Genomic DNA, 15,049 nt, shown 5'->3' with positions numbered 1-15,049 from the left:
CGGATTCGACGGGTACAGAGGCGGGAGGCATCGTCCGATGAGACCGAGTCGTACTACGATCGTCGTGCTGGTCGCGGCCGCGATGGTCGGAAGTATCGTCGCGCTACCGGTACTCGGCAGCAATCCCGAGACGGTCACAGAACCCGATAACGGAGATGTCGACGCGTCAATCGAATCGCAACTCGGTGGCGGGGGAGCGGCCACACTCCAGGGAGACGATTCTCAGGTGGACACGGAACCGACGGCTGCCTCGCAATTCGACCCGGTGGAGGTGGGGCCGCCCGCAGCGGACGTCGGTACTACCACGCAAACGACGGTCAGCCAGGAGCAGACGGAGGCCGTCGAGACGGGCGTCGACCAGGGAATCGCGCTCGTTCAATCCCAGGGTATCGAGGTGACTCAGGAACAGCGGACGGCGGCGCTCGAGGGCGCTCGAGAGTCGGTGTCGCAGTCCCAGACCGTCGAGGCCGAGCAGGTCCAAGCGGCGACGAAGGGTGCCGTCCACGGGACGCTGATTCAGGAACAGTCAGTGAACGTGACGCAGCTCCAGGCCGCAGTCGGCGGCGCGACGGCCGGCGGACTCTCGCAGTCCCAGTCGGTAAACGCCACCCAGTTACAGAGCGCGACCTGGGGAGGGGCACACGGTGCGGTCGCCCAGAGTCAGCGCGTGAGTGCCGAACAGATACAGGTCGCGAGTGCGGGTGCGGCCGCGGGTGCCGCGAGCGAGGCGGGCGCGAAAGACGTCGGCAAAGTCTCGAAGATCCAGGAAGCCGCGCAGGGGTCGGCCTACGGAGCCCTGACGCAATATCAGTCGATATCGATCGAACAGCGGCAGCAGGTAACTCTCGAACACGTACAGCACGCGGCGATCGGTGCGGCCGCCGGCTCGCTCGAGGGGAGCACGCGGGCTGCGCTCGAACAGGAGCAACGGGTGGACGTCCGACAGGAACAGCGCGTCGAAACCGAGCAGCGCCAGCGAGCCACGATCAAACAGATTCAGAAAGCCGCGGCCGGGGCGGCGAAGGGTGCGCTCGTGCAGGAACAGGAGGTCTCGGTCGAGCAGACGCAGGCCGCGGCTCGCGGTGCGAGTCGGGGATCGGTGAAGCAGGTGCAATCCGTCACCATCGTGCAGATCCAGCGAATCTCGATCACGCAGGTACAGGAAGCCTCCTTCGGTGCGGCGAAAGGTGCTATTTCGCAGAGTCAAGCGGCGACCGTCGAGCAAATTCAGGCCGCCGCTGACGGGGCCGCGGGCGGTGCGCTCGTCCAGCGACAGACGGTGTCGGTCACGCAGATTCAGTCCGCAGCGACCGGTGCCGCGGAGGGCGCGGTTACCAGTGCGCTCCAGCGACAGGAGGTCACCGTCGAACAGGTTCAGGCGGCCGCGTTCGGTGCCGGTGACGGCGCGGTGACCCAGATGCAGATCGTCGACGTAACGCAGGTCCAGCGCCTCGCGTCCGGGGCTGCGAGTGGCGCGCTCGTCCAGTCTCAGGAAGCGACGGTGACGCAGGTCCAGATCGCGGCACGTACTGCCGCGACGGAGACCGCTCAGGTAGTCCAGACCCAGCGGATCGGTATCATCCAACTTCAGACGCTGACCCAAGAGACTGCGGCCGATGCGACCGCGTTCGCGATCGAAGCCGATACCGACGACGTGACGGTGATCACCCAACACGTCGAGGTGGAAGTCGTCCAGCGGATCGAGACGATCGATCGGGTCGAGGGGACAGCCTCGATCGACTTCCGAGAACAGGAGGGGAACGGCGAGGAGGTCACGATCGACGAGGTTTCGCTCTCCGAAGGCGGTTTCGTGGCCGTCTACGAGGGGGTCGCCGTCGACGCCGATCCCGACGACGTCCGAGGCGTCTCGAGCTATCTCGAGGCCGGCGAGCACGAGAACGTCACGATCGAACTCGACGAGCCGCTGAACGAGAGCGGCGTACTCGTGGCGGTCGTCCACCACGACACGAACGACGACGAGACGTTCCAGTACGCCGAGTCTGACGGGGATCAGGACGTGCCGTACGCCAGTCAGAGCGGCGCACCGGTTCTCGACGGCGCGTTCGTGACGGTCACGGACGAACCGGCGGAGCCGACCGGAACGCTGTCCGTCGACGATCAGGAGGGTGACGGCGAGACGCTGATCGTCGACGAGGCGAACGCGTCCGTCCCCTACACCGTGACCGCCGAGTACGACAACGAAACCGTCGAGAGCGACGCGTTCGCGGCCGACGAAGCGGTGACGAACCTCTCGCTCGACCTCGAGCCGCCGCTTGAAGAGAACGCCTCGGTCAATGTTTCGGTCGTCGGTGAAGACGGTACTGCCCTCGCGAGCGAAACGATCGAGTACACCATCGCGGATGAACCCGTCGAGCCCGAGGCGACCCTCTCGCTCGACGATCAGGAGAGCGAGGGCGAGACCCTCGAGATCGAAGCGGCGAGCGCCACCGTGCCGTACGTCATTACGGCCGAATACGACGGCGAGCGCGTCGACAGTGATCCGTTCGAGGCCAACGAGACGGTCGCAGAGCAGACCCTCGACCTCGAGCCGCCACTCGAAGACAACGCGACCGTCGACGTGTCCGTTCGCGCCGCGGCGGACGACGCGGTACTCGCGAACGACTCGATCGAGTACGCGGTCGTGGAACCCGATCCGGAAGAACCGACGGCGAACCTCACGGTGGCCGATCAGACGGGTGATGGCGAGACGATCACCGTCACGTCGGCCAACGCGTCGGTGGAGTACGCGATCACCGTCACCGACGAAAACGGCACCCAGCTCGCGGTCAGCGAGACGTTCGCGGCCAACGAAACGATCGGGCCGACGGAGTTCGACCTCGAGCCGCCGCTCGCGGAGAACGCGACGCTCGAGGTCGCGGTCGTCGCGGCCGAAGACGGGACGTCCCTCGAAACGGATAGCGTCGCGTACGCGGTCGACGGCGACGTCGAGGACTTCGACGTCGAATTCACGAGCTGCTCGCGCGCGGTCGTCACCGCGTCGCTCGAGGAAGGGGACCAGGTCGCGGCGAGCACCGGGTTCTACGATCAGGCCGGGTTCGGGAACACCATCATCGAAGATTTCGTCACCGCTGGCGACGACGTTGAGGCACCGTTTACCGGTACGATCGTCTTCGAAATCGGCGACGAGCGGAACGTGACGACCGAGGATGACGAGGTATTCGTCGAGGTGCCCGACTACGGCACATTCGGCACGTACATCTCCGGGATCAGTTCGCCGGAAGCGATTCCCTTCGCTGGAATCGACTACGGCAACCCCTCGGCGCAGGCGTGCGACGATGCGGCCCGACCGGACCTGCCGTCGCTTTCGGTCGTGGAAACGACGCCAACCGAGGACGGCATCGACGTGACGTTCGGGTACGAGAACCCGAACAATGCGACGATGGCCGGAAACAGTCAGTTCGTCGACGGGACGACGACGGACGGGCCCCCGAACGAACTCGAGCCGGGCGAAAACACGTTCACCGTCGAGTGGACGCCCGAAAGCGACGCCGAACGGCTGGTCTGGCAGGTCGAATTCGCGAACTACGGCTACGATGACCCGGTGACCGCGGCGACGCCGCCGGCCGGCGAGATCGAGCCGTCCGAGCCTGCTGCGTTCGGCGTTTCGATCACCGAGGTCACCAGTCCGGTAGAACGGGGAGACCAGCTCGAGGTCGCGACGGAAGTCCAGAACCTCGGCGGCGAGGCGGGAACCCAGACCGTCGCGCTCGCGATCGGCGACGAAACCGTCGGCTCGGAATCGGTCACGCTCGAGGCCGGCGAGACCCAGACCGTTTCGTTCGCGTTCGAAACTGCCGCTCTCGAGCCCGGCGACTACCCGCTCGAGGTGGCGACCGAAACCGAGACGGTCGAGACGACCGTCACGATCGAGGAAAGCGGGGAGCCCGCCGAGTTCGCGGTTACTGATGTCTCGGCTCCCGAATCCGGGGTAGCCGGCGAGGAGGTTCCGGTGACCGCGATCGTCGAGAATCAGGGGGATCTCGAGGGAACGCAGACGGTGACCTACAGCGTCGACGAGCAGGCCGTCGCCCAGTCCACCGTATCGCTCGCGGGCGGGCAATCGGCTGAGATCCCGTTTTCGTCGACATTGCCGGAGGGCACGTCGACGCATACGGTCGCGACTGACGACGATCAGGCCACGGTGACGGTCGAGGCGACACCAGCGGAAGCGACAGGGAGCGATGGCAACGCCGGTCCGGAACCGTCACTCGAAGATCCAGACCAGCCGGAACAACCTGAGGAACCTGAACAGCCCGAACAGCCCGAACAACCTGAACAACCAGAGGGAACCGAACAGCCTGAACAGCCCGAACAGCCCGAACAGCCTAATCAGTCAGGTGCGGCCGACGAAAACGGCGAATCGCCACCAGTTGAGACGCCCGGTGGCGCTGGTGAATAACCGGTACCGATGCACTGAGGGTGCCGGTCGCTCGCCGGTTCGCGTTCCGTGCTCTCGCTCGGTGGATCGGCGACGAAAAATTCTGGCCGTATCGGTGCGCCGCGGTCGTCAGTGCTGGTGGCCGGTCGCTTCGCCGAACGTGACGCCGAAGCGCTCCTCGAAGAGATCCATCACTTGCTCTTCCTGAGCCTCGAGTTCCTCGTCGGCGTCCTCGCCGTGGTGGACGATGTGGTGTGCGCGGCTGGCAAAGGACAGCAGCATGACGTCGCCGACCGTTTCGGCGTCGGTCTGGTCGCCCTCGGCGACGAGGTCGACGAGGCCGGAGGGAATCGTGATGTCGTCGGTCGCGCCGTCTTCGGAGCTGATCGAGAACGTCGTCGTCTGGACTTCGTCGGACATACTCCTACGGTCGGGAACCGTCCGTAAAGATGCTGTGGCTTGCACCGGGTGAGCGCTCGCCGCCGGATCACGTCGGGACGAACCCCCCGTGGTGCTTTTGCTGATCGGCGACGTACTATCAAGTATGCCATCCGTCGAACTCGAGGAAGCAACGATCGAGCGGCTGGATGCACTGCGCGTCGAGGACGAATCCTACGACGAGCTCGTCACCGAGCTCATCAACATCTACGAAACGAGCGAGTACACGCTCTTTCACGCCGGCGACTGAATCCTCTCAGTCGTCGCCAGCGGTCCGCCGGACCGTCTCCCACTTCCCCTTCGACTCGAGGTGAGACTGGAGTTCGTCCGCGTACTCCTGCGTGAGCCGTTCGGCCGCCTCGCGCTGGTCTTTCTCGGAGGGGCCGCTGCTTCCGCCCATGCCGAGTGCCCCCATGATCGAGTCGAAAACCCCGCCGCCCGAGGAGTTCGAGCCGCCGCCCCCTCCCTGTCCGGCCATCGCTCCCATGCCGGCGTCCACGTTCTCGAGTTCGGGGATGATCCCGTCGATCTTGTCCGTGTTGGCGACGATCCGCGCCCGGTCGGGGTCGTCGGGATGTTCGATCTCGAACTCCGTGGCGGTCATGATCAGACTCCACTGCTGGTTGGAAAATTCCGATCCCTCGATTCGCGTCGCGAACTCCTGATCGACGGTCATTCGCTCCCCGACGATCCGGTCCGTCCACGGGTTGTCGCTCATGGCCGCCGGTTGGGCCGGTGGCTGTATCAGCGTTTCCCCTCTCCGTCCCGGAACTCGGCAGCTCTGACTCTCCGTCTCGACGGGCTGGTGCCAGTGGATCGCCCCGGGAAACCGTCATTCCGATTGACGGTCTCTCGCGTCTGGAAAACGCTCATATAGCTGTTCGATGTATGGTAACACGTATCGCAATGTACGACTGCATCCTCGTCCCGACCGACGGCTCGCGGGAAGTCGAACGCGCACTCGAATACGCCTTCGATCTTGCGCGCATGCACAACGCGACGATCCGTGCGCTCTACGTGGTCAACGCCGCCGGCTACGGCGGGCTCCCGATGGAGGCCGCGCTGGAAGGCGTCGGCGATGCGCTTCGCGAGGAGGGTCGATCGGCGGTCGCCCGGGTCGAGGAGCTCGCACCGGACGATGTGACGGTCGATACGGAGGTCCTCGAGGGGTCGCCGAGTCAGGTCATCGTCGAGGAGGCCGATCCGACCGAGTGCGATCTGATCGTAATGGGAACGCACGGCCGCGGCGGGATCGATCGGCTGTTGCTCGGCAGCGTCACGGAGCGAGTCGTTCGACGGGCCTCGGTGCCCGTGCTGACGGTCCAAGTCGATCCCGACGAGGTCGACGACCGGTCCGACGAACGACAGCTCGCGGCCGAGTGACGGAATCGAGTTCGGCTGTTAGAGAAGCGGTAGGAAGCTGTTGCTACCGGAGTCTACGCGTCGGGTTCCCGGGTAGTACGTGCCGAGAACATGCAATCGCGGGATATCGGTCCGATCGACTCGGCGGAGAGACGACCGGTCGCGACACGGTGGGCGGATCGGCCGTTGACACCTACCTGTCGCCCTGCATCGCTTCGGGAAGGAACGGGGCGACGTGGTCGTGGACGAACTCGACGTAATCGTCGTCGAGGCGTCTGCAGAACAATCGGAAGTCACCGTCCGACCGGATGGACTCGACTTTCGACTGGCCGGATCCGGGGTCGTAGTAGGCGGGAACGAGGACGGCCGTCTCGCTGTCCGGATCCGTCTCGACGACAAGGAGGTAGATCATGCTGGCCGTCTCCGCGCGGAACACGTCTACGTCCGTGAATGCACAGTCTTCGGTCAGCGATTCGAGGTCCTCGTACTCGGGCCCTGGGAGGACCACGTCGAGGCCCGTGCGCGTCTCGGAGTCCACGAGTACGGAGTCTCCGGGGTGGAGTTCGAGAGCCGTCCAGCCGCGCTCGCGGTACTCGTCGGCAGTCGCCGCCATGTCGTCGATGACGGACTGCCATCCAGACTGCGCCGGATCACCGCTCGATGTGCCGTCTGGTGGATTCTCGCTCATGTCACCACCCCGTGCACCGCCGGAGATAAATGTTCTCAAGTCACGTAAGGTATTTTATGACTGCGGCGAGAACTGTCGCCGGTGACCGACTTCCTGTCCCTCTCCGGGCTCCGCACGCAGTTCGACACGACCCGCGGTGCAGTGAAAGCCGTCGACGGTATCGACCTCACTATCGAGGAGGGCGAGACCGTCGGTCTGGTCGGCGAGTCCGGGTCCGGCAAGAGCGTGACCGCACTCTCAGCAATGGACCTCGTGGACGACCCCGGCGACATCGTCGACGGGCGCGTGTCCGTACGAAGCGCAGAGCTCGCCGCGGATCTCGCGGCCGAATTCGACGGTGCCGTCGCTTCATACCCATTCGAACTCGTGGACGCAATTCAGGAGGTCACCGCGGACCTCCGCGCTGGCGACGGGGTCGGCTCGGCCACGACCGAGTTACGGGGCATGGCCGCCGACCTCGCCGATCACGACGATCCCGCAGCCCTCGAGTCGGCGCTCCGGGACGCGGCCGACCGACTCGACGACGGAGTAACCCCGCTCGTGGTCGCGGACGCGTTGGCGGACGCACTGGCAGACGCCGACGACGGGTTCGTCTATCTCGACGAGGCCGCGCGAGAGCGATTCGAGGGCGAGTGGGACGTCGAATCGATCGCCATCGAAAACGGCGTCGTGGACCTGACGGCCGCACCGGAAGAAGCGATGCGGAAGGTCCGCGGCAGCGAGATGGGGATGATCTTTCAGGATCCGATGACGTCCCTGAACCCGGCCGTGACCGTCGGCGAGCAGGTCGCAGAATCCCTCCGACTCCACCGGTACGGCGAACGGAAACGGGACACGTGGCTGAACGCCGTCCGGGAAATCCTCCCGAAAATCGGCGGCCGCGAGCACGACGAGGAAGTCGTGGAAGACGTCGTCGAGATCCTCACGGAGGTCGGAATTCCGGAGGCGACCACGCGGCTCGAGGAGTATCCCCACGAGTTCTCCGGCGGCATGCGCCAGCGCGTGCTCATCGCCATCGCGCTCGCCTGTCGGCCGAGCCTCCTCATCGCCGACGAGCCGACGACCGCCCTCGACGTGACTATTCAGGCCCAGATACTCGACCTCATCGACGACCTCCAGGAGGAGTTCGGGATGTCGGTGCTGATGATCACCCACGACCTCGGCGTGGTCGCGGAAACCTGCGATCGGGTCGCGGTGATGTACGCCGGAGAAATCGTCGAGGAGGGTCCCGTGGAGGAGATCTTCGACAATCCGAGCCATCCCTACACGTACACGCTCCTCGAGTCCATTCCGACGGAGGAGAAAGACCGACTGACGCCCATCGAGGGCAACGTCCCCGACCTCATCGACATGCCGGACGGGTGCCACTTCGCGGACCGGTGTCCGTGGGCCCGGTCCGAGTGTCGCGACGGCGAGATTCAGTTCCGCCAGCACGGGCCGGAGGACGTCAATCACCGATCGAAATGCGTCCTCGAGTCCTTCGACGAGGCGGAGTACGGCAGCGAGGGCGTGGCGGTCGACCGGGAGCACGAGGTCGGCGACCCGATCGTCGAGATCGACGGGATGCGGAAGTACTACGAACAGGAGGACGGGATTCTCGACCGATTCGTCGGCGAGCAGCCGAGCGTGAAGGCCGTCGACGGCGTGAGTTTCGACGTTCACGAGGGCGAGACGCTCGGGCTGGTCGGCGAGTCCGGCTGCGGCAAGTCGACTGCCGGTCGCGCCATCCTCCATCTCAACCCGCCGACGGACGGCACGGTGGTCTTCGCCGGTGAGGACCTCGGGGAGCTCTCGAAGACGGAACTCCGAGAAAAGCGCAAGGACATGCAGATGGTGTTTCAGGACCCGATGTCGAGTCTCGATCCCCGGATGACCGTCGGGCAGACCATCATGGAGCCGCTGAAGATTCACGACCTCGCGCAGGGGAACCACCGGCAGCGGGTTCTCGAGCTCCTCGAGGAGGTCGGCCTCGACGAGAGCCAGTACGGCCGCTACCCCCACGAACTCTCCGGCGGGCAGCGCCAGCGCGTCGGCATCGCCCGCGCCCTCGCGGTGGACCCGGACTTCATCGTCGCGGACGAGCCGGTGTCGGCCCTTGACGTCTCCGTGCAGGCCCAAATCATCAACCTCATGGAGGACCTCCAAGACGAGTTCGGGCTGACGTACCTGTTCATCGCCCACGACCTCTCGGTCGTTCGCCATATCTCGGATCGCGTCGCAGTGATGTACCTCGGCGAAATCGTCGAGGTCGCGGACACCGACGAACTGTTTGCGGATCCGAAACACCCCTATACGAACGCGTTACTGTCGGCGATTCCCGAGCCGGACCCCTTCGCGGACACCGCCGACCGAACCATCCTGAAGGGTGACGTGCCATCCCCGATCGATCCGCCCTCGGGCTGTCACTTCCGGACGCGGTGCCCGTCGATTATCCCGCCCGAAGAGCTGGACATCGATCAGGAGCGCTACCGCGAGGTCATGTTCTACCGACAGCGCGTGGAATCCCGCGACATCGATCTCGAGGCGGTCAGAGAGGAGGCCACCGGCGACGCGACGGAAGCTCGCGCGGTCGCGGACGGCGGCAGCGACCTCGCCGCCGGGCTCGACGCGCAGTTCTTCGACGGACCGCTGTCGGGTCGCGCTCGCGAGGCCGTCGATGAGTCCTACCGCCACCTCGAGGACGGCGACTGGGACGCCGCCGAGGAGGTCCTCGCGGACGCGTTCGAGAGCGTCTGCGAGCGAACGGACCCGTCACTCGGTGACGGCGATCACCCGTCCGCCTGCCACATCACCACGAACGCCGAGTAGGCGGACGAGCGCGCGACGGCGCATCGATCGACCGGACGCCAGTGAGTCAGGAATGCCGGCAAATCAGCGCAGGCCGCCGTCGGTGTGAATCGACGCCGTTTCCGGTCGCGTTTCCGAAGGTTTCAGCACCATTCCGCCCCGAGACGATGTGATCGGAACCATACTGCCCGGTCAACTGCCGTCCTTCTCAATATCTCGTCCGATAGTATTATTTATGTTGGCGAAAGCGATAGTCCTATGAACGATAATGACAGTGCGGTTTCCAGGCGCAGTTTCCTGAAATCCGCTGGCAGTGCCACCGTCGTCGCAACGGCAGCCAGTTCCGTTTCCGGATGCCTCGGCGGTAGCGGTGGCGGCGGCAGCACGCTCCGGTACGGTCGCAGCTCGCACTCGGACACGCTCGACCCGCAGAACACGACCAGCGGCGAAGTCGCGAAGGTCACGAACCAGATTTACGACGGCCTCATCGACTTCCAGCCCGGCGAGGCGACCATCACCGAGAGCCTCGCGACCGACTGGTCGATGGACGGCGAAGAGGTCACGCTCGAGCTCCGCGAGGACGCGCAGTTCGACGACGGCACCGACTTCACCGCGGACGACTTCGTCGCGACCTACCGGCGGTTCGTCGACGAGGAGTACGAGTACTACTTCGAGGACGCGTCCGCGTACGGGCCGTTCACGCTCGGTAACTGGATCGACTCCGTCTCGGCCGACGGCGACTACACGCTGAACGTCACGCTCACGCAGCCGTACGCGCCGTTCCTTCGCAACCTCGCGATGTTCGCCGCCGTCGTCCTTCCGCAGGACGGCATCGAGGGCGATCTCGACTTCAATTCGGATGCCAACGGCACTGGCCCGTTCCAGCTCGAAGAACTCGACGACTCGAACGGCCGCATCCTGCTCACTCCCAACGACAACTACTGGGGCGACGGCCCGAACGTGGACGAGCTCCTGTTCATCGAGCGCGGACAGAACTCCACGCGCACGCAGGCCCTCGTCGAAGGAGAACTCGAAATCATCGACAACCTCGCACCGACCAATATCGATTCCGTCGAGGAGGAAGACGGCGTCGCAATCGAATCCGGACAGGGTATCAACATCGGGTATATGTCGTTCAACATGTCCCGCGTGGAGGCGTTCCGTGACGCCCGGGTCCGGCAAGCGATCAGTCACGCCATCGATACCGAATCGATCGTCAACGAGGTCTACTCCGGTATCGCGGAGCAGGCCGACCAGCCGTGTCCGCCGGCTCTCTTCGGACACAACGACGATCTCAGTCCGTACGCTTACGACCCGGAGGAGGCCCAGTCTCTGCTGGACGAAACCGAATACAGTGACGGCTTCTCGTTCGAACTGACGACCTTCCAGAACGCCCGTGGCTACAACCCAGCGCCGCTTCCGACGGCGGAGACCATCCGGACGAACCTCGAGGAGATCGGCATCGATGTCACCATCGACGAGCGGCAGTTCTCGGACTACCTCACCTACACCTCCGAGGGGAAACACGACGCGTCCCTGGCCGGCTGGTACACGGACAACGCCGACCCGGACAACTTCTACTACGTCCTCCTCCACCCGCAGGTGGAGTCTCCCGACGGACAGGATTGGGTCGACTGGGGCACGGACGGCTTCAATACGTCCAACCGAAGCGCGTGGGCCAACCAGGAGTACATGGACCTCGTTGAGGAGGCCCAGCGGACGGCAGATGAGGACGAACGTGCCAGTATCTATGCCGAGGCGGCACAGATCGCCCACGACGAGGCACCGTGGGTCTACATCGACTACGCCGACGAGATCCGCGGCGTCCACAACAGGGTTAGCAACTACACCGTCTCCGCCATCGGTGGCCCGCACCTCCACCTGGTCGACGTCGAGTAACGTCTCGAAAAGATAGAACGGTATTTGGATCTCGAATTTCCACCTTCGAATAATGATATCAAAGCGGTTCGTGGCCAAACGCCTGCTGTTGCTCGGCCCGGTGCTGTTCGGAGTGGCGACAGTGGTCTTCGCTATCCTCCACCTCTCGCCGGGCGACCCTGCGATAGCCATCGCGGGCGACCGCGCGAGTCAGGAGTTCATCGATCAGGTTCGACGCGACCTCGGCCTCGACGACCCGTTGTGGCAACAGTACGTCCGATTCCTCCGGGACACTGCGACGCTCGAGTTCGGGGAGTCCTATCAGGTCCGGCGCGGGACCGACGTCAGCGCGATCCTCGCCGACCGACTCCCCATCACGATCGAACTCGCCATTCTCGGGCAGATCGCGGGCCTGCTGTTCGGGCTCCCGCTCGGCATCCTGAGTGCCGTCAAGAAGGATACGCTAACCGATCACTTCTCCCGAATCGGGGCGCTCACTGGCATCAGCATCCCGATCTACTGGAGCGGGCCGCTCCTCATACTGCTGTTCGCACAGATCCTGGGCGTCCTCCCGACGAGCGGTCGGATCGGCTCCTCACACTTCATCGACTCGAGGACCGGATTCATCCTCGTCGACACCCTGCTCGCCGGAGACATGGCGGCGTTTCAGTCCGCGGTTCGACACCTGTTCATGCCCGTCGTCGTGCTCGGCGTCTACTCGATGGCCTTCATCTCCCGGATGATGCGATCGTCGATGCTGGAAGTCGTCAGACAGGACTACATGCGGACGGCCCGCGCGAAAGGGCAGGGCGCGAAGACGACGATCATGAAACACGGACTCCGAAACGCGTTCATTCCCGTTATTACGATCATCGGGATTCAGTTCGGTTCGATGCTCGGCGGCACCGTGCTGACCGAGACCGTCTTCGAGATCAACGGGATCGGGACGCTGCTCGTCTCCGCCATCAACCAGAGCGACTACCCGGTCGTGCAGGCGACCGTCCTCGTCTTCGCGTTCATGTACACGTTAGTGAACCTCTTCGTCGACATTACGTACTCCATCCTCGATCCACGGATCGAACAATGAGCACGAAAACGAAATCTACGGACGTCGAGCGCAGCATCGCCGAACGCATCCGCGCCAGCCCGTTCCTCACGGAGCTGCTGTCGAACCGCATCGCCGTCATCGGGCTCAGTATCATCGCCGGAATGGTTCTCGTCGCCGTCTACGCTCGAGTCGCGTACGATCTCGGCGCCATCGTCGCCACCCAGTTCGGGTCCAACCCGACCGAGGCGGGACCGAGCGCCGCGTTCTGGTTCGGGACGGACGGACAGGCCCGCGACATCTTCCCGCGCGTCCTGTACGGCGCGTGGTACGCACTGAAGTTCGGGACCGCGACGGTCCTCGCGTCCACGGTCCTCGGCATCGCCGCCGGTATCGTCGCGGCGTACTACGGCGACCTCACGGACAACGTGATCATGCGGACGATGGACGTGCTCCTCTCGTTCCCGTCGCTGTTGCTGGCGCTCGCGCTCGTCACCGTCTTCCCCGAGTCGCTCGGACTGTGGCGCGCGGTCGCCGCGCTCACCCTCGTCTACACGCCGCGGTTCGCCCGGGTCGTCCGCGGCGCGGCGCTGAAAGTGCTCGAGGACGAGTACATCGAAGCGACGCGCGCGCTCGGCGCGACCGATCCGCGGCTGTTGATTCGCCACGTCCTGCCGAACTGTCTGGCACCGATCACCGTCCAGTCGACGCTGAACTACGGGCTGGCGATCATCGACATCGCGGCGCTGTCGTTCCTCGGGTTCGGTGCGAGCCCCGGCGACCCGTCGTGGGGAATGATGCTCGCCGAGGGGGTCGAGCGCGGCCTGTTCTCGGGGTCGTGGTGGTGGTCGTTCTTCCCTGGCCTGTTCCTCGCACTCACCGTCCTCGGATTCAACCTCCTCGGCGACGGGATGCGAGACGCCCTCGATCCACGTATGCGAGATGCCGTCGACTGATCGCACCGTCGCCGTCTCGACGACCTGGCTCGAGCGAATCAGTCGACTCGTGACCGCCGCCACTCGTTGGGTTGCCGTCGGAGCCGTGCTCGGGGCGGCCGTCTCGCTGGGGCTTCTGACGGTCTGGTCGGCGCGAGGCGCGACCGACACGGCGTTCGCGCTCGGGGCGCTCGTCCTCGGGTTCGGCGTCACCGCGTGGTCGACGGCGGTCGGCCTCGGACGGACCATCGAGGGGATGCAGGACCGCCTCGACGTGAGCGCCGGGTGGACGGAAGCCAGCGCTCGCGAGGCGTTTTTCGTGGTGTCCTGGACGGGCGCGGGGTGGGTCGTCGCCGCGGCCGCCGCCTCGATCCTGCTCGGCGTCTGAGAGCGGCGCTCCGCCATCGCTACGCCAGCAGGGTCTCGCAGTCGTGATCGGTGACGCGCTCGTCGTCTCGGACACCCGGGATACGGCGTATCGTCGCCGTGAGGAACGGCCCTGCGGATCACGGGCCGCCCGCGAATTCGGAAAAACGGTTTTCGATCAGACCGGAGGCGATACCAGTCAGACGGGACGCAGGTGCTCGCAGTCGCCCGCCGAAACGGTCACCCGGCCGTCGTCGGTTTCGACCACGAGGGCACCAGACTCCGTGACGTCGATCGCTTCGCCGACGATCTCGCCCGCGGGACGATCGACGCGCACGCGCTGTCCGAGCGTCAGCGCCAGTTCGCGCCACGCGGGGACGACCGACTCGAGGTCGGTTCGGTAGCGATCGAACTCCTCGAGGAGCCGCTGGACGAAGTGGCGACGGTCGACGTCGCCGGCCTCGTCGCGGACGCTGGTCGCACCCTCGGGGAGCCCGTCGGAATCGAGGTTCGCGTTGACGCCGATACCGGCGACGAGCCAGTCCACTCGATCGGTCTGGCCCTCCATCTCGGTGAGGATCCCGGCGAGTTTTCGGTACGCTCCGTCGTCGCCGACCGGGACGACCACGTCGTTCGGCCACTTGATCCGGGCGTCGACGCCGGCTTCTCGCGCGGCCGTCGCCGCGGCGACCGAAGCTGCGAGCGTGTACAGCGGTGCCTCCGCGGGTGTGATCGTCGGTCGCGTTACGATGCTCACCCAGACGCCGCCCGCGGGTGCGGACCACTCGCGCTCGAGGCGGCCGCGACCGCCTGTCTGTTCGTCCGCGACGACGGCGACGTCCGTCGCTCCGTCGGTCGCGAGCTCGCGCGCTCGGTCGTTCGTACTCCCTACGGAGTCGTGGTACTCGATCGAAAACGGGGCCTCGAGTCCGAACTCGATCGCGGGGGCGTTGTACGCGTCGACGCCGGCGAGTTCGTAGCCGCTCGACCCGCTCTCGATCTCGAAGTCGGCCTCCCGAAGCCCGTCGATGTGCTTCCAGACCGCCGCTCGCGAGATATCGAGCTCGTCGGCCAGCGCCGGCCCCGAGACCGGTCCCTCGGCGAGTGCCTCGAGGATCGCCCGTCGTGTTTCGTTCATGGCCCCGTAAGGA

At 65.4% G+C, this 15,049-nt stretch carries 12 protein-coding genes; 8 read left to right on the top strand and 4 right to left on the bottom strand.

The annotated features are described in order from the left end of the window. Window positions 1–37: 37 nt before the first annotated feature. The gene (locus LDB05_RS08880) at window positions 38–4,420 is read left to right on the top strand and encodes a DUF7282 domain-containing protein (protein ID WP_226007561.1); all 4,383 of its coding nucleotides are present in this window, start codon (window positions 38–40) and stop codon (window positions 4,418–4,420) included. A gap of 108 nt (window positions 4,421–4,528) precedes the next feature. Here the strand turns inward: LDB05_RS08880 and LDB05_RS08875 are convergent, their stop codons facing one another. Further along, window positions 4,529–4,819 (bottom strand): DUF7545 family protein, encoded by a 291-nt coding sequence (locus tag LDB05_RS08875; RefSeq protein WP_226007560.1) that lies wholly within the window; start codon window positions 4,817–4,819, stop codon window positions 4,529–4,531. A gap of 124 nt (window positions 4,820–4,943) precedes the next feature. On the opposite strand from LDB05_RS08875, the gene LDB05_RS08870 reads away from it, so the two are divergent. Next, entirely contained in the window at window positions 4,944–5,087 is a 144-nt protein-coding gene (locus tag LDB05_RS08870; RefSeq protein WP_226007559.1) for a DUF7557 family protein, read from the top strand. A 6-nt stretch (window positions 5,088–5,093) separates the two neighbouring features. Here the strand turns inward: LDB05_RS08870 and LDB05_RS08865 are convergent, their stop codons facing one another. Further along, a complete protein-coding gene (locus tag LDB05_RS08865; RefSeq protein WP_226007558.1) occupies window positions 5,094–5,555 on the bottom strand; it encodes a DUF5799 family protein in 462 nt (153 codons plus the stop codon). A 188-nt stretch (window positions 5,556–5,743) separates the two neighbouring features. On the opposite strand from LDB05_RS08865, the gene LDB05_RS08860 reads away from it, so the two are divergent. Next, the gene (locus LDB05_RS08860; RefSeq protein ID WP_226007890.1) at window positions 5,744–6,220 is read left to right on the top strand and encodes a universal stress protein; all 477 of its coding nucleotides are present in this window, start codon (window positions 5,744–5,746) and stop codon (window positions 6,218–6,220) included. 172 nt (window positions 6,221–6,392) lie between these two features. Here the strand turns inward: LDB05_RS08860 and LDB05_RS08855 are convergent, their stop codons facing one another. Then, window positions 6,393–6,887 (bottom strand): DUF7529 family protein, encoded by a 495-nt coding sequence (locus LDB05_RS08855; RefSeq protein ID WP_226007557.1) that lies wholly within the window; start codon window positions 6,885–6,887, stop codon window positions 6,393–6,395. A gap of 81 nt (window positions 6,888–6,968) precedes the next feature. On the opposite strand from LDB05_RS08855, the gene LDB05_RS23395 reads away from it, so the two are divergent. From LDB05_RS23395 to LDB05_RS08820, 5 genes are all read left to right on the top strand, one after another. Then, a complete protein-coding gene (locus LDB05_RS23395) occupies window positions 6,969–9,695 on the top strand; it encodes an ABC transporter ATP-binding protein (RefSeq protein ID WP_425498596.1) in 2,727 nt (908 codons plus the stop codon). A gap of 237 nt (window positions 9,696–9,932) precedes the next feature. Continuing rightward, window positions 9,933–11,573: an ABC transporter substrate-binding protein gene (locus LDB05_RS08835; RefSeq protein WP_226007556.1), complete on the top strand. Its 1,641-nt coding sequence runs from the start codon at window positions 9,933–9,935 to the stop codon at window positions 11,571–11,573. Between the two features lie 52 nt (window positions 11,574–11,625). Beyond that, on the top strand, window positions 11,626–12,639 hold the full coding sequence (locus LDB05_RS08830; protein ID WP_226007555.1) for an ABC transporter permease: 1,014 nt from the start codon (window positions 11,626–11,628) through the stop codon (window positions 12,637–12,639). Next, window positions 12,636–13,553 carry an ABC transporter permease gene (locus LDB05_RS08825; protein WP_226007554.1) on the top strand — a complete coding sequence of 306 codons (918 nt, stop codon included), beginning with the start codon at window positions 12,636–12,638 and terminating at the stop codon, window positions 13,551–13,553. The genes LDB05_RS08830 and LDB05_RS08825 overlap by 4 nt, the downstream gene beginning before the upstream one ends. Continuing rightward, the gene (locus LDB05_RS08820; protein ID WP_226007553.1) at window positions 13,540–13,920 is read left to right on the top strand and encodes a DUF7268 family protein; all 381 of its coding nucleotides are present in this window, start codon (window positions 13,540–13,542) and stop codon (window positions 13,918–13,920) included. The genes LDB05_RS08825 and LDB05_RS08820 overlap by 14 nt, the downstream gene beginning before the upstream one ends. Before the next feature lie 177 nt (window positions 13,921–14,097). On the opposite strand, the gene LDB05_RS08815 is transcribed toward LDB05_RS08820, so the two are convergent. After that, window positions 14,098–15,036, bottom strand: a complete 939-nt coding sequence (locus LDB05_RS08815) for a biotin--[acetyl-CoA-carboxylase] ligase (protein WP_226007552.1) — start codon at window positions 15,034–15,036, stop codon at window positions 14,098–14,100. Window positions 15,037–15,049: the final 13 nt, after the last annotated feature.

Origin of the sequence: Natrinema salinisoli, from assembly GCF_020405205.1 — an archaeon.
In the GTDB taxonomy this organism is placed as follows: Archaea; Halobacteriota; Halobacteria; order Halobacteriales; family Natrialbaceae; genus Natrinema; species Natrinema salinisoli.
This window is presented reverse-complemented; position numbering and strand designations above follow the sequence as displayed.